Annotated in this window: 21 protein-coding genes; 16 read left to right on the plus strand and 5 right to left on the minus strand. The window is 52.1% G+C overall.

Going from position 1 to position 25800, the window contains the following annotated elements; genetic code table 11:
• Positions 1 to 36 precede the first annotated feature (36 nt).
• From H6868_02095 to H6868_02120, 6 genes are all read left to right on the plus strand, one after another.
• On the plus strand, positions 37 to 2595 hold the full coding sequence (locus H6868_02095) for a leucine--tRNA ligase (protein MCB9988107.1): 2559 nt from the start codon (positions 37 to 39) through the stop codon (positions 2593 to 2595).
• Entirely contained in the window at positions 2588 to 3094 is a 507-nt protein-coding gene (locus H6868_02100) for a hypothetical protein (protein MCB9988108.1), read from the plus strand. Before H6868_02095 ends, H6868_02100 begins: the two co-directional genes overlap by 8 nt.
• Positions 3095 to 3340: 246 nt before the next feature.
• A complete protein-coding gene (locus H6868_02105; GenBank protein ID MCB9988109.1) occupies positions 3341 to 4735 on the plus strand; it encodes a hypothetical protein in 1395 nt (464 codons plus the stop codon).
• 4 nt (positions 4736 to 4739) lie between these two features.
• Entirely contained in the window at positions 4740 to 5762 is a 1023-nt protein-coding gene (locus H6868_02110) for a DNA polymerase III subunit delta (protein MCB9988110.1), read from the plus strand.
• A 242-nt stretch (positions 5763 to 6004) separates the two neighbouring features.
• On the plus strand, positions 6005 to 6571 hold the full coding sequence (locus H6868_02115) for a hypothetical protein (protein MCB9988111.1): 567 nt from the start codon (positions 6005 to 6007) through the stop codon (positions 6569 to 6571).
• Between the two features lie 173 nt (positions 6572 to 6744).
• Entirely contained in the window at positions 6745 to 7389 is a 645-nt protein-coding gene (locus H6868_02120) for a hypothetical protein (protein ID MCB9988112.1), read from the plus strand.
• 7 nt (positions 7390 to 7396) lie between these two features.
• Here H6868_02120 and metE read toward each other — a convergent pair whose 3' ends face one another.
• From metE to H6868_02135, 3 genes are read right to left on the minus strand one after another with little or no spacing between them, the layout of a single operon-like run.
• Positions 7397 to 9688, minus strand: a complete 2292-nt coding sequence (metE, locus tag H6868_02125) for a 5-methyltetrahydropteroyltriglutamate--homocysteine S-methyltransferase (GenBank protein ID MCB9988113.1) — start codon at positions 9686 to 9688, stop codon at positions 7397 to 7399.
• A 34-nt stretch (positions 9689 to 9722) separates the two neighbouring features.
• Positions 9723 to 10559 (minus strand): methylenetetrahydrofolate reductase, encoded by an 837-nt coding sequence (locus tag H6868_02130; protein MCB9988114.1) that lies wholly within the window; start codon positions 10557 to 10559, stop codon positions 9723 to 9725.
• Positions 10556 to 11380, minus strand: a complete 825-nt coding sequence (locus H6868_02135) for a purine-nucleoside phosphorylase (protein ID MCB9988115.1) — start codon at positions 11378 to 11380, stop codon at positions 10556 to 10558. The genes H6868_02130 and H6868_02135 overlap by 4 nt, the downstream gene beginning before the upstream one ends.
• A 69-nt stretch (positions 11381 to 11449) precedes the next feature.
• On the opposite strand from H6868_02135, the gene guaA reads away from it, so the two are divergent.
• From guaA to H6868_02155, 4 genes are all read left to right on the plus strand, one after another.
• Entirely contained in the window at positions 11450 to 13015 is a 1566-nt protein-coding gene (guaA, locus tag H6868_02140; protein MCB9988116.1) for a glutamine-hydrolyzing GMP synthase, read from the plus strand.
• Positions 13016 to 13162: 147 nt separating this feature from the next.
• Positions 13163 to 13927, plus strand: coding sequence for a hypothetical protein (locus H6868_02145; protein ID MCB9988117.1), 765 nt, complete (start codon positions 13163 to 13165; stop codon positions 13925 to 13927).
• A 650-nt stretch (positions 13928 to 14577) separates the two neighbouring features.
• Complete coding sequence (locus H6868_02150; GenBank protein MCB9988118.1) at positions 14578 to 15402, plus strand: hypothetical protein; 825 nt, start codon at positions 14578 to 14580, stop codon at positions 15400 to 15402.
• A gap of 111 nt (positions 15403 to 15513) precedes the next feature.
• Positions 15514 to 16077 (plus strand): GNAT family N-acetyltransferase, encoded by a 564-nt coding sequence (locus tag H6868_02155; GenBank protein MCB9988119.1) that lies wholly within the window; start codon positions 15514 to 15516, stop codon positions 16075 to 16077.
• A 9-nt stretch (positions 16078 to 16086) separates the two neighbouring features.
• Here H6868_02155 and H6868_02160 read toward each other — a convergent pair whose 3' ends face one another.
• Together H6868_02160 and H6868_02165 are read right to left on the minus strand one after the other, a co-directional pair.
• Complete coding sequence (locus tag H6868_02160; GenBank protein ID MCB9988120.1) at positions 16087 to 17844, minus strand: hypothetical protein; 1758 nt, start codon at positions 17842 to 17844, stop codon at positions 16087 to 16089.
• Complete coding sequence (locus tag H6868_02165) at positions 17841 to 18071, minus strand: hypothetical protein (GenBank protein MCB9988121.1); 231 nt, start codon at positions 18069 to 18071, stop codon at positions 17841 to 17843. Before H6868_02165 ends, H6868_02160 begins: the two co-directional genes overlap by 4 nt.
• A gap of 165 nt (positions 18072 to 18236) precedes the next feature.
• Here H6868_02165 and H6868_02170 point away from each other — a divergent pair, with 165 nt between their 5' ends.
• The 6 genes from H6868_02170 (at position 18237) to H6868_02195 (ending at position 25741) form a co-directional block, all read left to right on the plus strand.
• Positions 18237 to 19265, plus strand: coding sequence for a hypothetical protein (locus tag H6868_02170; GenBank protein ID MCB9988122.1), 1029 nt, complete (start codon positions 18237 to 18239; stop codon positions 19263 to 19265).
• 75 nt (positions 19266 to 19340) lie between these two features.
• Complete coding sequence (locus H6868_02175; protein ID MCB9988123.1) at positions 19341 to 20201, plus strand: PEP-CTERM/exosortase system-associated acyltransferase; 861 nt, start codon at positions 19341 to 19343, stop codon at positions 20199 to 20201.
• Positions 20202 to 20324: 123 nt separating this feature from the next.
• Positions 20325 to 21197, plus strand: a complete 873-nt coding sequence (locus tag H6868_02180) for a PEP-CTERM/exosortase system-associated acyltransferase (GenBank protein ID MCB9988124.1) — start codon at positions 20325 to 20327, stop codon at positions 21195 to 21197.
• Between the two features lie 115 nt (positions 21198 to 21312).
• Complete coding sequence (locus H6868_02185) at positions 21313 to 23028, plus strand: carboxypeptidase M32 (GenBank protein MCB9988125.1); 1716 nt, start codon at positions 21313 to 21315, stop codon at positions 23026 to 23028.
• A 50-nt stretch (positions 23029 to 23078) separates the two neighbouring features.
• Complete coding sequence (locus H6868_02190) at positions 23079 to 24479, plus strand: threonine synthase (protein MCB9988126.1); 1401 nt, start codon at positions 23079 to 23081, stop codon at positions 24477 to 24479.
• Complete coding sequence (locus H6868_02195) at positions 24476 to 25741, plus strand: insulinase family protein (protein MCB9988127.1); 1266 nt, start codon at positions 24476 to 24478, stop codon at positions 25739 to 25741. Before H6868_02190 ends, H6868_02195 begins: the two co-directional genes overlap by 4 nt.
• Positions 25742 to 25800 lie beyond the last annotated feature (59 nt).

Genomic DNA, 25800 nt, shown 5'->3' on the forward strand with positions numbered 1-25800 from the left:
ATACCCGGTCCATCAATATTGCAAAAAGAAACGGCAATGAGCAACGAGCGTTATAATATCAAGGAAACGGAAAACCGCTGGCGCGCCCGCTGGGATGAAAGCGGCGCTTTTGAAGTCACGGAAGATAAGGATAAACCCAAATATTACGTGCTGGAGATGTTTCCCTATCCGTCTGGCCGTGTTCATGCCGGTCACCTTCGTAACTATACGCTGGGCGATGTCGTGGCGCGCTACCGCAAGGCGCAGGGCTTTAACGTGATCCACCCGATGGGCTGGGATGCTTTTGGCCTGCCGGCGGAAAACGCCGCCATTGAACGCGGCGCGCACCCGGGTGAATGGACCTACCAAAACATCAAGGTCATGCGTGACCAGCTGAAAACGATGGGCCTTTCGATTGACTGGTCCCGCGAAGTCGCAACCTGTCACCCTGGCTATTACAAACACGAACAAAAAATGTTCCTCGATTTCTACAAAAAGGGACTGGCCTACAAGAAAGAATCCACGGTTAACTGGGACCCGGTTGATAACACCGTTCTGGCCAATGAACAGGTTGTCGACGGCAAGGGCTGGCGGACCGGCGCGCCGGTGGAGCGCCGGAAACTGAACCAGTGGTTTCTGAAAATCACGCACTATGCCGATGAATTGCTGGACGGGATTGATACGTTAGGGCGTTGGCCGGACAAGGTCAAAATCATGCAGCAAAACTGGATTGGCAAATCCCGCGGTGCCCAGTTCAAATTCGATATTGTTGGCAGTGACGACCAGATCGAAGTTTTCACCACCCGGCCCGATACGCTGTATGGCGCGGCCTTCGTGGCGCTCGCCCCTGACCACCCGATGAGCGCCAAACTGGCGGGGAACAAGGACGGCTTCGAAGAATTCGTTAAGGAATGCCAATCCATTGGCACCTCCGAAGAAGCGATTGCCCAGGCTGAGAAGCTCGGCTTTGATACCGGCGCGCGGGTGAAACATCCGTTCATAGACGGCGTTGATCTGCCTGTCTACGTGGCGAACTTTATCCTGATGGATTACGGCACCGGCGCGATTTTCGGCTGCCCGGCCCACGACCAGCGTGACTTTGATTTTGCGAAGAAATATGATTTGCCGATCAAGGCGGTCGTATCTGGCGGCGAAGAGCCGCTGACCGAAGCCTATACCGGCGATGGCGCGTTGATGAACTCTGATTTCCTGAACGGTCTGTCTGTACCCGATGCAATCAATAAAGCGATTGAAAAGCTCGAGGAACTGGGCAAGGGATTTGGTACCACGCAATATCGCTTGCGCGACTGGGGCGTATCGCGCCAGCGCTACTGGGGTTGCCCGATCCCTATGATTAACTGCCCGTCCTGCGGCGTGGTGCCGGTGCCCGAAGACCAGTTGCCCGTTGAGCTGCCCGACGATGTCACGTTCGACAAGCCGGGCAACCCGCTGGCTCATCACCCGACATGGAAGCATACCAAATGCCCGTCCTGTGGCGGCGCGGCCGAGCGCGAAACGGATACGTTCGATACGTTCTTTGAATCGAGCTGGTATTTCGCCCGCTATGCCGATCCCCGCAATGAGGCGACTGGCTTTGATAAGGATAAAGCGGGGTACTGGCTGCCTGTCGACCAATATATCGGCGGCGTTGAACACGCTGTGATGCACCTTCTGTATTCTCGTTTTTTCACCCGTGCCCTGCGCGATTGCGGTTATCTGGACGTCAGCGAGCCGTTTTCCGGCCTGTTTACGCAAGGCATGGTGACGCACGCGACGTACAAGGATCAAGGCGGCAAATGGGTTTTGCCGACCGAAGTCGAAAAATCAGCCGATGGTAAATGGACGAAAATCGAGGATGGTACCCCGGTAATCGAAGGCCGGATCGAAAAAATGTCCAAATCCAAGAAAAACGTCGTCGACCCGGAAGTGATTATCAGCACCTACGGCGCGGATGCGGCGCGGCTGTTTATCCTCTCTGACTCTCCGCCCGAACGCGATATTGAGTGGACCGAGTCCGGGATCGAGGGTGCATGGCGCTATGTGAATAAATTGTACAAGAGCGTAGCCGCCGCGATTGACGGTTTGCCGGCGGCGGGCGTGGCAACGCCGGATAAATTCACCGATTCTGCGCTGGATCTGCGCCGGAAGTCTCACCAGACGGCGGCGGGAGTGGCCGATGATATCGAAGCGTTCCTGATGAATAAGGCGGTAGCCAAAGTCCGGGAATTGTCTAACGCTATCGATGCTTTCAAACCATCCGATGATGCTGGTAAATGGGCGTTGCGCGAGGCCATCGAAGTGCTGGTGCAATGCATGAATCCGATGATGCCGCATCTGGCTGAAGGGCTGTGGCAAAAGCTCGGTCATGAGGCAATGCTGGTGGATACCAAATGGCCGCAGGCCGATAAATCCCTGATGCAGGCCGACACGGTTTCGATCGCCGTGCAGGTCAATGGCAAGCTCCGGGCGACGATTACACTGCCCAAAGATGCCGATCGGAAACAGGCCGAGGAAATAGCGCTGTCCGAACCGGGCGTTCAGAAATTCACGGATGGCAAACAAATTCGCAAGGTGATTGTTGTACCGAACAGGATTGTCAATGTTGTTGTTGGCTAGATATTTTGCCTTTGCGGGCGTTTTGTTTGTGCTGTCCGCCTGCGGGTTTTCACCCATGTACGGCAGTCATAGTGCCATGGAAAGCGCCGCTGTCAGCGGCCAGATGGACCGGATCTACATTGATAATATCAAGGATCGCTCCGGCCAGTTTTTGCGCAACGCCCTGATCGACCGGTTTTACAAATCCGGCAGGCCCGCCGATCCGCTGTATACGCTGGAAATTAAGCCTGTTGAAGAGCGCATAACCGATCTCGACATTACCAAAACATCCGACGCGACGCGGGCGCAACTGCGATTGGACACAGAGATGACGCTGGTTGATAAAACGACCGGGGAAACGCTGCTCAAACGCGAATTAATGGCCATGACCAGCTTTAACATCCTGGAGGGGCGGTTTACCACGCGCGTGTCCGAGCGCAACGCCCGGGAAAATGCCCTGAACGATCTGGCGCGCCAGATTGAATTGCAGTTAGCGCTGTATTTTGATCGTCGGCCTTAACTTTTATTTCTTGACAAAAAAGCCCCTTTTCCTGTTTTATTATTTCTCATAAAAATAAAAAATGACAATGGCGGCTAATATAATGATTTTATCGACCAACAGCATGATGATGCGTCCCGGCAGAGGATAGGCTCCTCTGCCACGCGAAGTGGCTGTGGCGATAAAGCGCTCCCCAAAATAATCAAGAACAGAATAGCAGAGCTGAAATAAGGCCCGGGAGCCTTTTAGAATAGAGGAATAAATATTATGTCAAATATAGACCGCGACCGCACAGTGCTGGCAGGGCCGGAAGATACGCGCTCTGAATTTACGCGGGGCGCGGACGTGCCTATGGCGGGGCTGGAATTCGAACAGCAGCTTTTCAGTGGCAGTCGTCCAATGGACGTTGAAACATTTGAAGCCTTGGCCGGTCATGTTGAAACGAGGGTCTGTGCCGAGGCCAGCGCCCAGACATTCGAAGTCAATAGCGGCCACCCTTTTGCCAAAGGGGAAGAGCAGGCCTGTGTCGATGAAATTCTGGCCCAGCATAGCGATGTTATGAAAGGGGCCATGGATTTGTGCCTGATGGCCAGCCCTTTTGCCGTTTTCCCGACAACAAATTACCAGACTCTTTGTGAAAATATTCACCCGCGTCCGCGGTCCCAGACATTTTTAAAATTTTTCACGGAAAAAAAACCGGAACGGGCCCGTTATTTTACGACAGTAAGCGGCATACAAAGTTCCCACAGTCCGGCGTCGCCGGGCGCGGCTCTTCGGTATTACAGCCGTTTGGCGCATTTAACGCCGCTGATCGCCACGGCTCTGAGCACAACGCCGCCTTATGCTTTTGATGATAACGATCAATTCACAGCGATTAAAAACAATCTGGCGCACAAGCGCCGTCTGGATGCTTGCGGGATCGAAGGGGCATTTGCCCCGGCGCTGTGGGATGCCAAAGACTGGTCGGAAGAAGAAGGCCGGAAATTTATGGAGGCTTATAACGACCTGATCTGGGATACGCCGCTATTTTGCCATATCGATCCGGATACCGGCTGTGAAACGCTTTTCAATGACATGGCCATGCACAGCTTGCGCGAATTGCCGCCAGAGATGCATACCCGCGCCAATTTTAATCTGGCGTCTTCTGTCCAGTATCAGCTCATCAGCATTTCCGCCTTGCCGCCGGGCGTTCCGGGCCGCCGGGTGGAAACCCGCTTTATTGATAACGGCGACAATTACCAGGTCAAATCTCTGGCGGGTCTGACCTTTGCCCTCGCATTTGATGAAGAGTTTGGCGCGGCGACGGACGCTTTCCTGAAAAGCGCCGGATACAGCCCGGAGCGGCCGGGGGATAGCAAAGGCTTGCTTTTGCGTGATGTAGAACGGCTTTGTTATGATTACAGCAGTCTTCATACTCTGACATTCGGCAAGCTGGATATGCATTTGGCGGCCAAGCGGCTCTCCAGAACGCTTGATAAATTCTGTGATCGTTATCCGCTTTTACAGCCCTTGACGAAAGCGCTGGCAAAGGGAGAGACGCCGGCTTTGCATTTCCGCAAAGAGTTCCCCGATCCGGAGTTTTTCTGTACAGAGTTCCATGCGCAACGTTTGGGAAAACATCCCTTTAAGCCTACTCAAGGACAAAAGCTTGCGCTAAGCTAGGCGCATGAAACTCTCATTCAGGGATATTGAGCCATTCGTCAAGCGCCCCGATCCGGCGGCGCGGGTTGTTCTCGTCTATGGACCGGACAACGGGCTGATGAAGGAGCGCGCCGGGATCATTGGTAAAACAGTGGTTGCCGACCTGAACGACCCGTTCAATGCCGTGACGCTCAGTGCTGACCAGCTCTCTGAAGATCCGGCGCGTCTGGCCGATGAAGCGGGGGCGATGTCGATGATGGGCGGCGCCCGCCTGATCCGGATCGAGGATGGCGCAGACAAGCTCACCCCGCTGATAAAGGAATATCTTGAGTTGCCCAGCGATCAAAACCTCGTGGTGATTGAGGCCGGGGAGCTGGGAACCAAATCATCCTTGCGCAAACTTTGTGAATCCGCCAAAAACGCGGCGGCCTTGCCGTGCTACGTCGAAGACGAACGCGGCGTGTCCGGTATTATCCGGGATATGCTGCGCGAAGCCGGAATGGGCGCCGATCCCGACGCTGTGTCGTGGCTGGCTTCGGTCCTGACCGGTGACCGGGCGCGGGCACGGGCGGAAATTGACAAACTGGTGACCTATATGGGGCCGGGCGCGGGCGGCAAGGTCACGCTGGCCGATGCACAGGCTTGTTGCGGCGGGGTAGGTGATGGTTCGCTTGATGATCTGGTTTATGGCACTGGCGGGGGCCAGAGTGCGCTGGCGCTTAAATCCTATACAAGGCTGCTGGAGGAAGGCGTGCCGGTGATCGTGGTTTTACGGTCCCTGCAAAATCATTTCCGCCGCCTGCATCAGGTCAAAGCCGCGATGCAGGAGGGTAACCCTATGGACGTCGCCATGAAAACCCTTTCCCCGCCGATATTTTTTAAACAGGCGGATCAATTCAAGGCCCAGACCAATCGTTGGTCTATGCCCGGCTTGCAAAAAGCAATGGCCCGCGTTGCCGAGATTGAGGCCCAGTGCAAGCAAACCGGCACCCCTGTTGAAACCTTGTGCGGTCAGATGCTTTTGGGCCTGAGCAAGATGAAGGGATGAGTTCCCAAAACATAAAGCGTTGATTGCTATTTTCTGAAATAAACTTCCAATCAGGAGTTTTCCTCAGAAATATTATTACCGCGATCAGATAGAATTTTGATAATATCTGAAAAAGAGATTATACAGATAATGTAGAGGTTTGGATTCAAAGAGTCTTTTCAAACAAACGCCCCCGCCGGGGGTGTATTTTTTCGGTATTGTAAACAGCCGTGCAAAAAACACATCAATTTTTACAGGAACAAATGGCTGATAATGCTCGGATCAGTTTTGATCTCGTGGCCGCCCGTGCGTTTGCGCAGGTCTGCGAAGCCCATCCTGAGAACCCGCATTTGCCCAAGGTGTTTAACCACTATGCCGTGGATGATGGTTGTTACGTAACGGAATGCGAACCGCTGCTGTCTTTTGAGCACCTTCCCGAAGACCAGGCAGGCGTTCTCTCTGGGCCGGTGCGGGCGATGACCAGCCTTGCTCGGATGGATCGTTATCCGGCTGATCGGGATCACGGGGACCCGCATGCGTGTTTGCAACAGGACGAAATGTTCATGGCGGCTTTGGGCTTGTTATCCGATAAAGCCTGGCAAGTGACAAATGAACAAGACAGGCTGTGCCTGACATTCAACTGCCGGAATCGCCACATTCGTTTCCGGATGGATGATAAAACCGGAATGTTAACCCCGGTATTCGAACAACCTTTCTCTACAAAAACGGCCACAGAAACCAGACGGGCGATGATCGGAAAACAACAGCAAACCTTTGAACCGCATAAGCCCGCTGATTATTTTCCGTCTCCGCGCCGCGCTTACGGCTGATATCCTGCGCGCCGCAAGATTTTCTGATACAAAAAACCAGTGATAGCTCCGCGTTGGAACCCTGTGCGGCCAGATGAAGGGATGAGCCCGAGCCTGTTTTTATTGACATAGTGTAATCTATCGGCAATAACCAATACTGATTTTTCATAGAATAAAAAACAAAGAAAAACCCCATGTCCGATCAATCAACCAAAAACGATCCGCTTTCCGGCCATTTTGCCCCCATTTCAGGAAAAGAAGAAGAGCGGGGCTTGTTTAATGCCCTTATGGCCATTGGAAAAGAACAATTCGATAATATGGCGAACTATATCGAATGGTACGGGATGCAATTAGGGTTTATGAAGGAAAATTCTGAGGCTCACCGTCAGGAAATAACAAGTATGGTAAAGGCGCTGGATGAGCAGAAAAAAAGACCACTGGAGGTTTTTGAGGCCATATCGGAATTTATAAGTCATGATCTTCGTGAGATGAGAACAGCTCTTTTAAACTGGGTCGAGCTGGACGATAACTCATGGCCGGCGGCGGCCAATAAAAAAGAAATCAAGCGTCCCCTCGATCTATGGACGGACAGTTCACTTGATGTCACCGATTTTATGGAAGAATTCCTGCAGCTGGATGCCACGTTGGCTGATAACTACTACGAAGGTATTCCCCAAGAAACAATGGCTGGACACCTGAACGAGATGGCGCTGCGGCTCGCGGAAACCGTAACGGCGTTCTCTATTGCTATGATAAGAACGGAAGAGCTGCGCCGCGCAATAGAAAAAGAGCGGAAACATTTTTCAAAAGTAAATGCTCCCGCTCTTCGCAATGTATAACTAGACCCTAAGCCGCTTTTTCCTTTTCGGCTTTTGCGCGCATGGCTTTTGCGGCGTCCACCATGTTTTTCAGTGACGGTTCAACCTCGGCCCAGCCGCGGGTCTTGAGTCCGCAGTCCGGGTTCACCCACAGCTGCTTGGCCGGGATATGGCTCAGCGCCGCTTCCAGCAATTCAACCTGCTCTTCGACCGACGGAACCCGCGGGGAGTGAATGTCATAGACGCCCGGCCCGATCTCGTTCGGATAGTGATAGGTTTCAAACGCTTCGAGAAGCTCCATGTGTGAACGCGAGCTTTCAATCGAAATCACATCGGCATCCATCGCCCCGATCGCCTCGATCATGTCGTTGAACTCGGAATAACACATGTGAGTGTGGATTTGCGTTGTGTCTTTCGCAACGGCCACCGACAGGCGGAAGGCATTCACCGCCCATTCCAGATACGCATCCCATTCGCCGCGGCGCAGGGGCAGCCCCTCACGGATCGCCGGCTCGTCCATCTGGATCGATGTGATCCCGGCGGCTTCCAGATCAGCGACTTCATCGCGCAGGGCCAGCGCAATCTGGTTGCAGGTTTTGCTACGCGACTGGTCGTTCCGCACAAAGGACCATTGCAGGATCGTGACCGGCCCGGTCAACATCCCCTTCATCGGCTTGGCCGTCAGGCTCTGCGCGTATTTCGACCACTCAACCGTCATAGGGTCGGGACGGCTCACATCACCGTAAATGATCGGCGGTTTGACACAGCGCGAACCGTAAGACTGTACCCAGCCGTTTTTCGTGAAAGCAAAACCGGAAAGCTGTTCGCCAAAATATTCGACCATGTCGTTGCGTTCCGGTTCGCCATGAACCAGAACATCAAGATCAATCTCTTCCTGAAACCGGACGACGGCTTCGATTTCTTTTTTCATGGATGTTTCATAAGCGGCCAGATCCATTTCACCTTTTTTGAAGTCAGCCCGCGCTTTACGGATTTCCGGCGTTTGCGGGAAAGAACCGATGGTCGTGGTCGGGAACAGCGGCTGGCCGAGCGCTTCATGTTGCAGCGGCGCGCGCTTTGCAAACGGGCTGACCCGGTCGAACATATCCGGCACGATGGCGGCGATACGGCTTTTCACGGCGGCATTGTGAATCCGGGCAGAACTTTTCCGATCGGCAACCACGGCATCTGAATCGGCCAGGGCGCCGGTGATGGAATCGCGCCCCTCATTGACCCCCTTGGCGAGTGCAGCAATTTCATCAAGTTTTTGTTTGGCAAACGCCAGCCAGTTCTTGATATCAGCATCCAGTTCCGTTTCGACATCCAGATCAATCGGGCTGTGCAAAAGGGAGCAAGACGGGCCCACCATGACACGCTCTGACCCGATATGCGTCACGACATCTTCGGCGATTTTCAGCGAAGCGCTCAGATCATTTTTCCAGATATTACGCCCGTCGATCAGACCCAGTGACAGGCTCATGCCTTCCGGGATAAACGCCAGCGCATCTTTGTATTGCTCCGGCGCGCGGACGAGATCAAGGTGAACGGCCTGAACCGGCAAGGACAAGGCAATCTCCATATTATCGCCCAGATCGCCAAAATAAGTGGCAAGGAAAACGTTCAGCCCCGGCGCAGCATTTTTTAGTCTTTCATAGGCCGGTTTGTAAGCGTCTTTTGCCCAGTCCGGCAGGTCGAGGAGCAGCGCTGGCTCGTCAATCTGCACCCAGCTCACGCCCATTTCATGCAGCCGCGATAAAATCTCTTCATAAACCGGCAGGATTTTATCCAGCAGCGTCGATACGCAGAAATCACCACGTGCCTTGCCGAGCAGCAGGAACGTTAGCGGGCCGACCAGAACGGGCTTGGTTTCAACCCCGGCGGCTTTGGCCTCTTCGTAGGCATGAAAAATATGTTCGCAGGACAGCTTAAAATCCTGATCTTTTTCAAACTCAGGAACGATATAGTGATAGTTGGTATCGAACCATTTGGTCATTTCCATCGCGGCAATACCCTCGGCACCGCGGGCCATGGCGAAATAAAGATCGTTGCCGACGGACCCACCATCCCATTTAAAACGCGGAGGAACACACCCCAGCGTTGCGGCCATACTCAGCACATGGTCGTACATGCAAAAATCATGAGACGGTATCTGGTCAATTCCGGATTCTTTTTGCATTTGCCAGTGACGCATCCGCAGCTCCCGCGAAGTCTCCTTCAGGGCTTCTTTTGATAGGTTGCCTTTCCAGTAGGCTTCAACAGCTTTTTTCAACTCGCGATTAACGCCGACGCGGGGAAATCCAAGGTTTGTCGAGAGGACCATTTTTGTCTCCTTCAGGTTTGAAATAGTGAATGCATTACACGGCAAGGCCGCCCGCTTTGCAAGCTTTAACAATCATGTTGGCTTTGTTCAGCGTGTAAAAATGAATATGCTCTACGCCGCCGTCAATCATGGCGCGCACCTGCTTATCCAGAATATCTTGTGCGGTTTTTGCCGCGTCCTGTTCATTCAATCCGGCAAAGCGTTCTGTCAACCATTGCGGCACATGCGCGCCGCACCGGTCGGCAAAGCTGCACATCCGGTCAAAATCACCGATTGGCAAAAGACCGGGGACAATGGGGGTTATAATACCGCTGTTCCGGCATTGCGTAACAAAATCAAAAAACGCGGCATCATTGAAAAAGAACTGGGTAATCGCTCTGTCAGCCCCGGCATCGCATTTCAGCTTTAACGCTTTTATATCGGCATCCAGTGAGGGTGCGTCCGGGTGCTTTTCCGGGTAAGCGCCAACCGAGATTTCAAAATCATGCTGCACTTTCAGGGCTTCAACAAAATCACTGGTGTACTGGAAATAATCGGCATCCGTATCCAGCGGCCACGAAAGGTCGTCGGGCAAATCCCCGCGCAAGGCAACAATATGCCGGATTCCGTTCCCCCACAACATATCTGTCATTGCCATTAATTCTTCTTTTGGCGTGCCGATAAAAGTCAAATGAGAAGCGACAGGTATCCCGGTCTTGTCCTGCATGGCGATGACCATCTCTTGCGTCCACTCACGCGTTGTTCCGCCCGCGCCATAAGTCATAGTCATAAAGGTCGGCTTCAGGGCGGCGAGTGTTTCAAACTCGCCCCAGAACGCTTCCCGTGCCGCGTCGCTTTTCGGCGGAAAAAATTCAAAACTAAACGTCGTCATGCTTTTGTTGCCTCCTGCACAAAAGTTTCAATCAGGGTGGCCATGTCCTTTTGCGCGCGCTCTGCATTTGCGATGGTGTGGGCATGAGTCAGGATTTCATCACTCATCCCCGCCGCCATGTTGGTAACCGCCGATAACCCCACGCATTTAATCCCGCAATGCCGGGCGATCAGGTTTTCCGGCACTGTTGACATTCCGACCAGATCCGCGCCAATGGTTTTGAGCATGGATATTTCCGCCGGGGTTTCGAACGCCGGGCCGGGCATCGCCGCATAGATGCCCTCGTCAAGACGGGAACCGGACTTTTTGGCGCAGTCCTGCAATATGCCGCGTAAGCGCTTATCCCACGCATCGCCCATATCAACAAATCGCGGACCCCAGTCATCATCGTTCGCACCTGTCAACGGATTGCTGCCGAGCAGATTGATATGATCCTTGATCGAGACAACCGATCCGGGTCCGTTTTCAGGCATCAGCGATCCGGCGGCATTGGTCAGGATCAAAATGTCGACCCCCAGCGCCTTCAGCGTGCGGATCATGATTTTTAACCCGTCAAATCCCGCTCCCTCATAAAAATGCTGGCGCCCTTTCAGGAAAATGACGGGGACGCCCGCCACATGCCCGGTCCGCAATGACCCTTCATGGTCCTTGACGGTGGGTACGGGAAAACCGGGTAAAGCGCTATAGGAAAGGGCCGCCGTTTCATCCAGAAGATCCGCTACCGCCCCCAGTCCCGATCCCAGCATCACGGCAATTTTGGGGTGAAGAGCGGGCGCGGCTTTGCGGATAATTTCAGCAGATTGTTGAATCATAATCGACATGCTGGACAGTCTGGATGTGTTTGTTTACAAACGCAATATGAATATGGCGCACAGCAGGGTAAAAATGACATGACGCAAGGCAACCAACACGATCACATTCTCATCCTCGATTTTGGCTCTCAGGTCACGCAGCTTATCGCGCGGCGGGTCCGGGAAAGCGGCGTTTACTGCGAAATCTGGCCGTTTAATCAGGCCGACGAAGCAAAGATAAAGGATTACAGCCCCAAGGGTATTATTCTCTCCGGCGGACCGTGCAGCGTGACGGAAGTTGACTCCCCCCGCGCCCCCGATTGTGTCTTTGAAATGGGCGTCCCGGTGCTGGGGATTTGCTATGGCCAGCAAACCATGACGGTCCAGCTCGGCGGGATCGTCGAAAAGGGCGACCATCAGGAATTTGGCCGCGCCTATGTTGATGTGAAGGAACATTGCACCATCACGCAAGGGGTGTGGGAAAAGGGCGCGCACGAACAAGTCTGGATGAGCCACGGCGACCGTGTCACCAAAATTCCGGACGGTTTTACGGTGGTTGGCACGTCCGAAGGCGCGCCCTATGCCTTTATCGCCAATGATGAAAAGAAATTCTACGGCGTGCAGTTCCATCCCGAAGTCGTTCACACGCCGCACGGCGCAGCCCTGTACCGGAATTTCACGCATAACATATGCGGCTGCAGCGGCGACTGGACCATGGCGGCCTTCCGCGAAGAAGCCATAGAGAAAATCCGCAGGCAGGTCGGCGACGGCAAAGTCATTTGCGGGCTTTCCGGCGGCGTGGATTCTTCCGTTACGGCGGTTCTCCTCCACGAAGCGATCGGCGACCAGTTGACCTGTATCTATGTGGATACGGGCATGATGCGCGCAGGCGAAAGCGACCAGGTCGTGTCTCTTTTCCGGGAGCATTACAATATTCCGCTGATCCATGAAGATGCGTCGCGGCAGTTCCTCGGCGCGCTGGAGGGCGTCGACGATCCCGAAATCAAACGCAAAGCCATCGGTGCGCTGTTCATCGACACGTTCGAGGATGTCGCATCGCGCATCGGCGACGCCGGATTTCTTGCACAGGGAACGCTCTATCCCGATGTCATCGAAAGCGTTTCTTTCGTGGGCGGGCCGAGCGTGACCATTAAATCCCATCACAATGTCGGCGGCTTGCCCGAGCGCATGAATATGCAGCTGGTGGAGCCAATGCGCGAGCTTTTCAAAGACGAGGTCCGCGCCCTGGGCCGGGAGCTTGGCATGCCCGAAGACTTTATCCGCCGCCACCCCTTTCCCGGGCCGGGGCTGGCGATCCGCATGCCGGGGGATGTCACAAAGGAAAAACTCGAAATCCTGCGCAAGGCCGACTCAATCTACATCGAGGAAATCAGGAATGCCGGCCTGTATGACGCCATCTGGCAGGCTTTTGTGGTGCTTTTGCCCGTGCGCAGCGTCGGCGTGATGGGCGACGGGCGCACTTATGATTATGTCTGCGCCCTGCGCGCCGTGACCTCAACAGACGGCATGACGGCGGATTACTACCCCTTCGATCATGAATTTCTGGGCCGCGTGTCCACCCGTATCATCAACGAAGTTCAGGGTATCAACCGCGTGACCTATGATATCACCTCCAAACCCCCCGGAACCATTGAGTGGGAATAGTTATTTCTCATAAAAATTAACTTAATGTGTTGAAATAAAACAATTTTGTTCAGAAAATGCTTTCTACAAATTAACTGCAAACTATGATATAATTCAAGCAGTTAACTTTTGTGCCCTGTAAACATACAGCCAAAAAAGCGAATTATTGTGAACAACCAAAGCCCCGAGCCTCAAAAACAACCTGCTAAACGCACAAAGCGTAAGAAAAAAGATAACTCTCATCGTATTGTTGATGAGTGCGAAATATTGGATGGTGAAGTTAAATTAATCCGCACAACAAAAAGCGGACAATTTTGGAGTATGTCTTGTTGGTTGCGTGAAGAGGGCAAATGTTATCGACGTTCAATGAGAACCAGAAATCTTGATGAAGCCAAAGAATTAGCACGAGAAAAGTATTTTCAATTAAAAGCCGATATAAGATCAGGAAACAGAATCTTCACAAAAACAGCAGAAGAACTGGTTCAAGATTTTATCAAATATAAAACAGAAGAAGCTAAGGCTGAAATGATTACTTTTGGCCGAGTACAAACCATAACCATCTCATTAAATCGTTGGTTTCTAAAATTTGTAGGGCCTACAAAAAAAGTCGATAAAATTACACGACATGATTTTAAAGATTATTACATCTGGCGTAGAAAACAGGCTCCAGAAGTAAGAAATGCAACATTAACTAATGAACGTGCTCTCATATCTTCCCTTTTTAAATATGGTGTTTCACATGGCTATTTGAGATTCGACCAGACCCCCATTTTCCCAAAATTATTAATTAAAAGAGGTGAAGTCGAACGACGAGACGAGCTGACTTTGGAAGAATGGCAACAAATGTTTCGCTCATTTGTACGTTGGGTCAAAAAATCGAAAAATGAAAAAGAAAAAGAACAGCGTATATTCCTATTCTTTATTACTCTTTGAATTAGATAATAATAAATTATTGCTGAACTCTTCACGAATTCAACATGCGCTTAATTTTAGATGATGTAATGACGATGGCTATTTACCTGAAGTATTCAACATAAATTCACATGGTCATTTTGACGAGAACTCCGTACTTATGATGAAAGATTGGAAATTCTGATTTTTGTGCTGTTCTTTTACACAATAAGAGATAAGCCCGCGTTCATCGTATATCTCTTGAATATTGATAGAGCCGCTCTTAACTAACCCTTCCCAAACACTCGGCGCATGTTCTTCAAATCGCCCCTTATATTCATCTCTCACTTTAACCAGTAAATGATAGTGTAGATTCGAGGCTATATGCTCTGGAAAAGCGATGAAAAACGTGCGCTGATCGTGAGGCTTTTTATACCAATCTACCCCTAATATTTTTCGATCCAATTTTTGGTGAAACATCCTCAATTTCTTACGGGCCGAATCTATCGTCTCGCACCTATTAAAAACGAGCGTCACGAAATAAGTGAAATTTTGGTCATCTACTCTAGGCCTCGAATTGTAAGAAAGCTTCATTACTTATTTAATAAGCTACAAACTTACTACAAACAAAAAATTAGTCATTTTAAATCTAGTGACTAGATGCATAGTAACTATTGAGTGGGAGTAGAAGGATGGAAGTCGAAGAAAAGCTAATAGGTCAAGCTGGTTCGGTAATAGGTATTATTAGCGCTCTAGCTGTCTATTTTTCGATTGTCTATAATTTTGGCTTTTTTTATGCGATAGATTTAAGTCTATTGTCTTTTTTTGAAGTTAGCGACTATGTGACTTCAGGTATTGCCTTTGTGTTACCGGCAACGCTGTTTTTCTTTATGCATCAGCTATATTTAGCATTACCAAAAAGAAAATATGATAAGGAGGCGGAAGAAAAACAGGAGGAAGAAAGAATAGACAAAGAACTTGGTATAGAAATCAAAAATCACATTAAAAAGAATGGAAAATTCGATAAGGGTGTTTTGATTAAAAAAATTAAGTTTAAATATAATGTCCAGCGTTTTTTATTTGGAGCACTCTTGGCTTTACCATTATTTATCATATGGTTAGGTGCTGCATATCCCGATTTAGAAGTTTTTGTAATAATGATATTTGCAGGTCTAATAATGGCCCGGTCTTTTAACCTGAGCGTGCTATTACGTGCTGCTATTTCTGCATTTACGATACTATCGATAATGGTTTTTTGTATAGGTTTTGTAAATGCTGGGCTACTTCGTATATCAGAATGGAATGTAACCTACAGCTTTTCTTCGAAAGGAGAGGAGGGGCGAGAAACAGCTACGCTTATTAGGACTCTTTCAAAAAATATTATTCTTTTGAAAGAAGGTAAAGTATTGGTCTTTAATCGAGATGATTTAAAGAATGTAGAATATAAAGATGAAATTGAGAAAAGAGGGATATTGGTATTTTTACCGTTAGAAAAATTACGCGATAAAAAAGAATAGAAAAACAAGATATTACATAATTTATTTTCTCCGCCATTTCCTTTTGACATTTCCGCCCCTCATCCGCTAGGTTATATTTTCATAAAACAATAAAAACGGATAGAGTGTGTTATGAGCGACGATCAAATTGCCATTCGTAAAGCCACCGTAGCCGACACACCGCGTCTGGCAGAAATTGACGAACAGACTTTCTACGAGCCGGGAATGCGCTTGGTGGCAGATCAATTTCAGGCCGTTATAGAGGCGCAAAACGCCCTGTTGTGGGTGGCGGATCAGGACGGCCTCGTGGTGGGATATATTTTTATGGTTCTCCATGATAGAGATTCCTTGGTCGATCATACGCTGCAGATTCAAAACGATGAGAAATACGTCGGCCAAGTGGCGTCGATTGCGGTTGATGAGGAACATCAAGGCCGGGGGATTGCCGGTGTCCTAATTGATGTTGTCGAAGATTTCTGGCAACTGGCCTATCCTGAAATTCCCCTGCGGATTGTAATGGAAGCAGAACCCGGCAACGAGGCCTCGCTGGGGTTGTTTCGTTCGCGCGGTTATGAACCGGCGGGCCAGATAGATGATTACTATGCCACAGGAAAACCGGCGATACGGCTACAGAAAAAAGTCGGAAATGAGCGCGCCCTTACCCCGCGAACTCCCTTTCCACCAAGCCTCTCTTGATAACTTTACTTAAGCGGCTTTGGGCATCTGCCCGGCTTTTTCTGCGGTCGCATATACGCCGTTCGGACAAACGATAAAATCAATGCGATCATCAAGCAGCGCCCGCAGGCTCTCTTGCGGCGTGTTGATAATAGGCTCCTCATGGGCGTTAAAGCTCGTATTGATAAGAACCGGCAATCCGGTCTTGGCCTTAAAGGCGGAGAGAATATCCGCATAAAGGGGATTATCCTCCCGCTCAATAATTTGCGGACGCGCTGTTCCATCCACATGAACGACGGCGGGAATTTTTTCCTTCCACTTTGCTTTGACATCGCAGGTAATCGTCATGAAATGGGCGGCGTAACGGTTGGCATCCGTGATGTCGAAAACATTTTCCGCATCTTCGGCCAGCACATAGGGGGCAAACGGCATGAACTCAGTGCGCTGCAAACGATCATTGATGGTCGTATTGATGGTATTATCAACGGGACTGGCGAGAATCGTGCGGGCACCCAAAGCCCGGGGGCCGAATTCCATGCGGCCTGTGTGAAGCGCGCCAACCCATCCCTTCGCCAGCGCATCGGCGGTATAATTCACGGGGTCGTTGGAAATAAGAACAACATCCGCGCAAGCATCAAAAACATCCGCGATCTTGCTGTTATAATCGCAGCCTAGGTAAACGTTCGTCAGGCGCCGCCGTTTTTTCTGCCATGTTTCCAGCCCGTCCCGCTCAATCAGGTATTGGTGAACGCCGCCGACGGGGATGCCCTCATCGCCCATACCGGGGAATATAAAGATTTCTTTTATGCCGGTTTGCTCGCACAGCAAGCGGTTGAGGCGCACATTCGCAAAGACGCCGCCCGCCAGCCCTAAATGCTTAACGCCGTATTTTTTAACCAGAAGGTCTACCGATTTAAAAATCTTGTCTTCCAGAACCTCTTGTATCGAAGCGGCAACATCCGCTTTGGCTTTCATTTCATCAGGTTGTCCGGCAATGTACCGGGCCACGGTATCTTGAATGTAAGTCTTCATATGCTTGTTCGAAGCAAAATCAGATTCAATCAGGCCGTTTTCATTGACAGTAAAATGCGCCCCTATTTCATCCGCCAGCACAGGCTGCCCGAAGGCCGCGAGACCCGTCAGCTTGCCTTCATGGCGATTGATACGAAAACCGATGGCCTGCGTTGTATAACCGTAAGCCAGCCCCATACTGTGCGCGCGCTGCGGGGCCAGCATATCCTTTTCGCTGCCGAACAGTTCCGTCAGCTCATTATCTTTATAGATATAATGGGAATAGAAAATGTTATCGCCGCACCCATCCGCCGTATACAACAGCGCATCTTCCCAGTTTGTATAAGCAAGAGCGGACAAAGCATGGGCGTAGTGATGCCTGTAAAAACCCACTTGCGTATCGGCCCGGAATCCGTAATCAGACAGAAATTTCTTTGTTTTGAAAATGGCGAGCGGATCTGTTGATTGTCTTTTAATCAACTCTTCGGTCATGCCTTTAATTTTACCGGTGAGCGCATACTCGACCTTTTTCCATGGCGCAAAATGAGAATAATATTTCCCCGGGAACCCCGTATAGCTCAGTAAAAGTACATCAATATCGCGGCGCACCCAGCCGGCCGCTTTTAGCGCCTCATCAATCGCTTCTTCGGGAATCCGGGCGCCATCGCCCTTGATACGCGTCAGGCGTTCGAGCTGAACCGCGGCGACCATTTGATAGTCATCAAACAATACCGCGCTTGCATCGTGATGGTTCGTATGAAAGGCCAGTATTTTCATCCCTCGAAACTCACTTTCACACCGCGTTTTTTGAAATAGCTCTGCATCATCTTGCGTCCGGCCCGGTTGGGCTGGGGCAGGCGCGCAGGGTTGAACACGGCTTCTTTTTGCCCGGCGGCGGCCAACGCCATTTTCAGCTTGGCGATTTGTGCATCAATATCATCATTATCATTGGCGAGCGCGGTATAAACATCTTCCATTGCGGCGGTTACGCTGGCGGCAGTCATGGCGGTAGTCTCCTTTAAAATCCAGTGTTTTTCTTATACCCGCTTCCCGCCTGTAAATAAAGGGGCAAGCGGTGCATAACTCATAACGGAAAAAAGGTATATTTTACGAGTTTGTGCTATCATTATTTGCTTGCTGAAATCTGGGTTTACAGGTATATCCCGCCGATGAAAATTTTGGTGCTGACAGATACCCGGTCCTACGGACCACAAGCCACCCTCTATCCCTTGCTGCGCGGTCTATGCGCACGGGCAGAGGTTACAGCCGTTTATATCGCTGACCGCGCTATTTTAGGCAATGAATATTTCTATGAAGCCCGCGATCCCGGCATTGGATTTGTCTATGCCCGCCGGGCCGATTCTGACTATCGTTTCGAAACACAGGAAACCTATCCGGCGACTCTGATACCGTTGGCCGGGGTGGATGCTGTGTGGATGCGTCTGGATCTGGCCGATGAGCTGTTTTCCCAGTATGTCGAAACCCGCTTTTCCGGGCGGTTTATTTCCAACAATCCTGCCGGGATGGTGCGCGCTGGGACCAAGGCGTTCTTGCTGTCCCTCCAGCCGATGATGGAAGAGCTGATGCCGCCGATCGCGCTGTGCTATGGCGCGGATAACGTCATGTCGTTCCGGGAAACCTGTCCGGACATGGTGCTGAAAGTCCTGAGCAGCTTCGGCGGTCAGGGTGTTAAACGCTTCCGCAGCCATGGCGAAACGGACCTCAAAGACGAAGCCGATGTTGAGCGGTTTTTAAGTGAGAACGGCCCTTGTCTGGCGATGGCTTATCTCGATAACCCCCGGCAATCAGATAACCGGCTGGTGGTCTTGAATGGTGAAATCCTGGGCGCGATTTGTCGCACGCCGCCGCCGGGGGGCTGGATCTGCAACCTGATGGCCGGGGGATCGTGCGTGGCCGCAGAGCCCGATGCCCGCGAGATCGAAATCGTCCGCCGCATTGACCCGCTCATGCGCGCGCTGGGTGTCCACTATTACGGGGTTGATACGCTGCTGGACAGTCAGAATCGCCGGGTGCTGTCAGAGATCAATACGGTGAACGCCGGTGGCGCGTATCGCTATGAACTGGCGACGGGCGTTCCGGTATGCCAGCGGATTGCTGATGCTTTTGTCGACTATGCCCGTGCTTTTGTCCCTGCTCAACTTTTAGATAAAGTTGAAGAAAATCCCATCCTTAATTAAACGGCTCTTAATCCGAATCCCTTTAAACTGTAGGGGTACGAGAAGATTTTATACCTCAGGAGTGAGAGCCGTATCATGGAACATGAGTCTTTCATAAGCGCCTGCCGGGCCAAAGCGCACCGGAAAAGTTTTTACAACGCCTATAACAAGACGTTCGAAGTCGTGCGCGCGGAAAACAAATGGTGGAAAGAGCAGGCATGGAATCTGCGCTATCAGGTATTCTGTAAGGAAAATAAATGGCTGGAAAGTTCTGATCCGCTTAAGGAAATCGAGCGTGACCAGTATGATGTCCACGCCGATCAGTTTTTGCTGGTTCATCGTGAAACCAATAAAATTGCGGGAACCTTGCGGGTTGTAATGCCTGAAACCGGTCGCCCGCTGACCAGCTTTCAAACGCAAGAGCTTTGCAATCATCCGCTGGTGCAAGATGCGGCGAATGCCGTGCGCTTTTGCGAGATATCGCGGCTATGCATGGCGGCGTCATATCGCCGCCGGGACAGGGACGGCGCTATTTTACCAGCCTATTATGAGCAAGAACAGGTAAGCAGCGGCGGGTTTTCGCTGTTTCGCCGTTATATTCCTTATGCGCCGCTGGGTTTGATCGCGGCGGCGTTCGAAGCTGTTTTGGCGGCGGGAAAGAAAGACTGCCTGATGATGCTGGAGCCGGATACGCTCATGACTTTCGCCCGGATCGGCATCCCGGTCGAGCGGCTGGGCGATCCGGTGCAGGATGGCCCGTTTTCGTGGCAGCCGGTGGCATTGAATATCCCAACGGTTTTCGAACATATCGCGGAAATCAATCCACTGTGCTGGGAGGTTTTATCAGATCGCGGGCGTCTCCATAAATGGGCCGGAAAAACGATGAACCAATCGTTTGACTTACCGGTTTTGACGACCGGGTTTAGCGAAAACCCGCAGCCCGGCGCCCATTCCTAAAATTTTAGGTAAACGCCCGGTAAAATTAAATCCGTTTTAAACCGCTGTCAGTAAACTGAACTTCAGATAAAGGCCGGGAAACGGTCAAAGTACAACAAACCCAAGAGATAAAGGGGACAAAAAATGAAACTGCTGAAAGAAAAGACGCTGGGATCTTGGTTTTCCAAACTGCAACAAGATACCTTTTATAATCTTTATTACAATACATTCGAAATCGTAAAGGCCGATACGGAGCTGCTGCGTGACAAAGCCTTCCGCCTGCGCCACAAGGTTTTTTACGAGGAAAACGGCTTTCCGAAAAAAGCCGGCGCGCCCGAGGATATGGAGTGCGATGCCCATGATGATAACGCCGTGCATTTTCTGTTGATCCATAAGCTGACGAACGAAGTGGCCGGCGCCATTCGCTATGTGATGCCGCATGAAGATCGCCCGCTGGCCAGCCTTCCGCTGCAGGAACTGTGCGATCACCCGGTTTTGTTTATGGAAGACAAAGTGATGCAACTGGGCGAGATTTCCCGCCTGTGCATGGCGCGGTTCTTTCGTCGCCGGGAAAAAGACGGCTCGATCCTGCCGGCCTATTATGATCCGGAAGATAAAGGAAAAACCGCAGCTAATGGCAAGGTTTCCTACTTCCGTCGCCGGATCCCTTATGCGCCGCTGGGTTTGATCGCGGCGGCATTCGAAGCTGCGCTGGACAGCGGCCGTCTGGATTGTGTTTATGCCGCTTCGCCGGAAGAGTTTGAAGTGTTCAAAAAGCTGGGCTTTGACTACCGTGTGTTGGGCCCGCGCCTGAAAGGCCATGGCGAACAACAACCGATTATCTTTAACATCAAGCACTCTCTGGACAAAATGAAAGAAACCAACCCGGCTTGCTGGGAAATCGTTTCCGACCGCGGCCGGTTGCACGATCAGGCTATCGCCCGGTCCAAGGATAATTGGTATGAGCGCATTTTCGACAAAGAATGCAAAGATGCCATCATGGAAAAACTGATGTAGAAATCTTTTATATCAAGGATTGAAGACCAGCGTTTCAGCGCTATTTCATTTGCTACCCACCCTGTCTTGTGGTTTCATGGGACAGGGTGTTTTTTTGCTTTGAGAGCGGTCCTTCATGCAGTTTTTTCAAAAAATATGGCAGTCAGTTAAATCTTGGGTTTCCCTGCCGGGGCGGACGTGGACTCGCTGGCGGGAATCATGGCCGTCTCTGCCGTTTTTAAAACCCAAGGAAATTGTCGCACCCGAACCGGCACCCGAACCGGAAGGTCCGGCGGCCCCGCTGGTCGTCCGGCAGGATCAGGAACACCCGTCGACAGCGTACACGGAGCTAAAATGCCGGTTCCGTGATATCGGAAAACTTTCCGCTGTGGAAGAAACAATGGGCCGGGATTCCCTGACCGCCATGCCGGAAGGCGCCTGGAAAAGCCGTCTGGGACAGATTTCCTATCTGCAGCGCCACTTGCATGAAATACTGGTTGACCCGGATGTTGCCCGGTTGATCGACCGGGCCAAGGATCATAAGGCCAACAACCCCGATGACTGGGATAATTGGGATAGCGCCAATTTGCACGAAATGGAAGCGCGTTACGATGACGCCCATCATGTCGGGGCGGATCTGATCGAGAAAAAAGCATCACTTTCATATGAAGGCCGCAAGGTACACCGCGATGCTTTTTCGGAAGGCGACTGGCCGACGGCCCGTGAATTCCTGAGCAAGACGATTGACCTGAACAAGCAAATCGCCGAGGCAAAATGCCGGGCCAGCGGCAAAAATTCCTATTACGAAGCGCTGACCGGTCAATATGCGCCGGGCACGCCGCTGAGCGATATTGAGGATTGGTTTGGCACGCTGGAGAAAAAGCTTAAGAAGCTGTTGCCCTCTATCATGGAAAAACAGGCCAAAGAACCTGATGTTTTGCCGGTTCAGGATTTTTATCCGGCAAAGGCGCAGATGTGGCTGAACCATGCGCTGCTCGAAACGGTCGGATTTGATTTTTATCGCGGCGGTCTGTACGAAACCGGTCATAACCCGGTCGAGGGCGGCACGCCGGATGATACACGGCTGGTGATTAAAAACGTCGATACGACTAATTTCATGCTATCGATGCGCAGCACCCTGCACGAAGGCGGCCATGGCCTGTATACCCAAGGCCTTCCGCGGAAAACATGGCGCTATCAACCTGTGGCGCAGGACCTCGGCACGGCCGTTCATGAATCACAGGCACTTCTGGTCGAAATGCTGATTGGCCGGATGCCGGAATTTTACGAGTTTCTCTCCCCCCGGCTGGAGGGCTTGTTCCACGGTATGAAAAACCCGGCGCTCAGTGCGGAAAATCTTTACCGGACCCGCACGCGGGTCAAGCCGTCCTTTAACCGCCGCAATGCCGACGAGGTAACATATTTTTTCCACGTTCTGCTGCGTTTCCGACTGGAAAAACAATTAATCGAAGGCACGCTGAAACTCGCCGACCTTCCTGAAGCATGGAATGCCGGAATGGAGGAGCTTTTGGGTATTCGCCCCGAAAGCGACAAGCAGGGCTGTCTGCAGGATGTACACTGGTTTGTTGGCAAGTTTGGCTATTTTCCGTCTTATTCGATTGGCCACATGATTGCCGCGCAGCTATACGCGAGCATTACAAAGGCTGTGCCGGGGGCGGGCGCCCAGGTCCGCAGCGGCGATTTCAGCCACATAGTCGGCTGGCTGCGTGCCAATGTGCATTCCAAAGGCTCGCTTTTGTCATGGGATCAGATGCTCAAACAGGCGACCGGAAAAACCCTTGATCCGGCTTTCCTGATTGCACACTTCGAAAAGCGATATGCGGGGACCTAACCCCCTTGCTTAAGTGGCAAGTCGCCGCCATAATCGCGGGCATGAACAGCATCAAATACATATCCACCCGCGGCGGCGGCGACTCGAAAAGCTTCACGGACGTTTTACTGGCGGGGCTGGCCCCGGATGGCGGCCTGTATCTGCCCGATCGCTGGCCGCTGCTCGACCGCGCGATGCTGGATCACATGGCGGGATTGGCCTACGCCGATATTGCTTATCACGTTATGCGGCCCTATGTCGGCGATTCGATTGATGACGCGGCCTTTAAGGCCATTATCCAGGACACCTATAACGACGATGTTTTCGGCCATGCCGCCATTGCGCCGCTGGTCCAGATCGGCCCGAATGCCTGGGTGCTGGAACTATTCCACGGCCCGACGCTGGCGTTCAAAGATTACGCCTTGCAGCTGCTGGGGCGTCTGTTCGATCATGTGCTGGCGCAGGAGGGACGGCGAATTACGATTGTCGGCGCAACGTCCGGCGATACCGGCAGCGCCGCGATTGAAGCCTGCAAAGGCCGGGAGAATATCGACATTTTCATCCTGCATCCGGAAGGGCGTACCTCGGATGTTCAGCGCAAACAAATGACGACGGTCGATGCGCCCAACGTTCATAACATTGCGGTCAAAGGCACGTTTGATGATTGTCAGGCGATGGTCAAAGACATGTTCGCCGATGAGAAAATGCGCGCAGAGCTAAACCTTTCGGCTGTTAACTCGATCAACTGGGCGCGGATCATGGCGCAGGTGGTTTATTATGTCAGCAGCGCCGTAGCGCTTGGCGCCGCGCGGCGTCCGGTATCTTTCGCCGTGCCGACCGGGAATTTCGGCAATGTCTTTGCCGCCCACATCGCCCGGAAAATGGGTCTGCCGATCCATCAACTGGTGATCGGGTCCAACCGCAACGATATCCTGACCCGCTTTTTTGAAACCGGGGCGATGACCTGTGAAGGGGTCATGCCGTCCCTAAGCCCCAGTATGGATATTCAGGTTTCCAGCAACTTCGAACGTTATTTGTTCGAGGCGCTGGATCGTGATCCGGCGGCGCTGACCAGCCTCATGACCAAATTTAAAAAGGAAGGCTCGTTTGCGCTGGGGGATAATCTGATGACCCGGGTGCGCGGTGATTTCGCGGCGCGTCGCTGCGGCGAGGAAGACACGCTGGCGACGATGCGCGAATGTTATCGGGAAACGGGCTATCTTGTTGATCCGCATACGGCGGTGGGCCTGCATGCGGCGATGGCGGCGCAGGACGATCCCTCTGTTCCGATTGTGGTGGCGGCTACGGCCCATCCGGCTAAGTTTCCCGCCGCGGTGAAACAGGCGGTGGGATTCGAACCGGCCGTCCCCGAACGTCTTGCCGCCGTCAAGGATAAGGCTGAGCGCTACACTCCTCTCGCTAACGATCTCGACACGATCAAAGCGTTTATCAGAAAGCAATCCGGCGCATGAATAATAGTACAAAACTAACGACGCTTCCCTCCGGCCTGCGGGTCATTACCGATACCGTCAAAACCGTTGAATCTGCGGTGATTGGCGTGTGGGTCGATGTCGGGACGCGCTATGAGGATATGCGCCATAACGGCGTGGCGCACATGGTCGAACATATGATGTTCAAGGGCACGCCGACGCGCTCCGCCCGCGATATCGCCGAGCAGATTGAAAATGTCGGCGGCTCGATGAACGCCTATACCAGCCACGAGGTCACCGCGTACCACATGCATGTCTTGAAGGAAGACGTGGGCATGGCGCTCGATATGCTGGCTGATATGCTCCAGCGTCCCGCGATGCCGGAAGACGAGATCGAGCGGGAGCGGGATGTGATCTTGCAAGAGATTGGCATGAAGCGCGACGCGCCGGATGATTACGTTTTTGATCTGTGGCAGCAGGTTGCGTTTCCCGGCCAGCCGCTGGGCGCGCCCATTCTGGGCACCGCGGAGATCGTTGCAAACATGGGCCGCGATACGCTGATGGATTATGTACGGACATTCTATACGCCGGGCCGTATGGTGATTTCCGCGGCCGGGAATGTCGATCATGAAGCATTGGTGGCGCAGGTTGAGAAACACTTTACCGCGCTGCCGGCGGATACAGAGGCGACGGCCTCGAAAGCGCGTTATGAGGGCGGGGAAGCCCGGCAGGAAAAAGATATGGAGCAAAGCCATATTGTTTTGGGCTTTGAAGGGTTGCCGCATGGCCACGATGATTATTATGCCGCTGTGGCGCTGGCTATTATTCTCGGCGGCGGGTTTTCTTCGCGCCTGCACCATGAAATCCGTGAGAAACGCGGGCTGGTCTATTCTGTGTACGGGTTTCATAACTCATACCGTGATGTTGGTGAGATGATTGTTTATGCGGGCACGGGGCCGGATAAGCTCCCGGAACTGGTTCCGGTCTTGTGTGACGAGCTAACGGCTATGCGTAATTTTACGGCCGGGGATGAGCTGGATCGCGCCAAGGCGATGTTGAAGGCCAGCCTCCTGATGGCGCAGGAATCCATGATGGGCCGCGCCAACCGCCAGGTTAAGCACTTGTTTGGGTCCGGTACGGTGGTGGATATTGTCGAGCGCCGACAAAAGATCGAGGCTGTAACCATCGACGATGTTGGGCGCGTGGCGCAGAAGATATTCGGCAGCAAACCGGCCCTGGCCGCGTTAGGGCCGCTCGGCAGGCTCGAATCCTATGATGATCTGACGGGGCGGTTCGCACGCTAACCCATAAAATTTGATATATGCGCATAATATGTGTATCATATACATACTTAATGCGCACA

The sequence above is a fragment of the Rhodospirillales bacterium genome (assembly GCA_020638175.1).
In the GTDB taxonomy this organism is placed as follows: Bacteria; Pseudomonadota; Alphaproteobacteria; order Micavibrionales; family Micavibrionaceae; genus JACKJA01.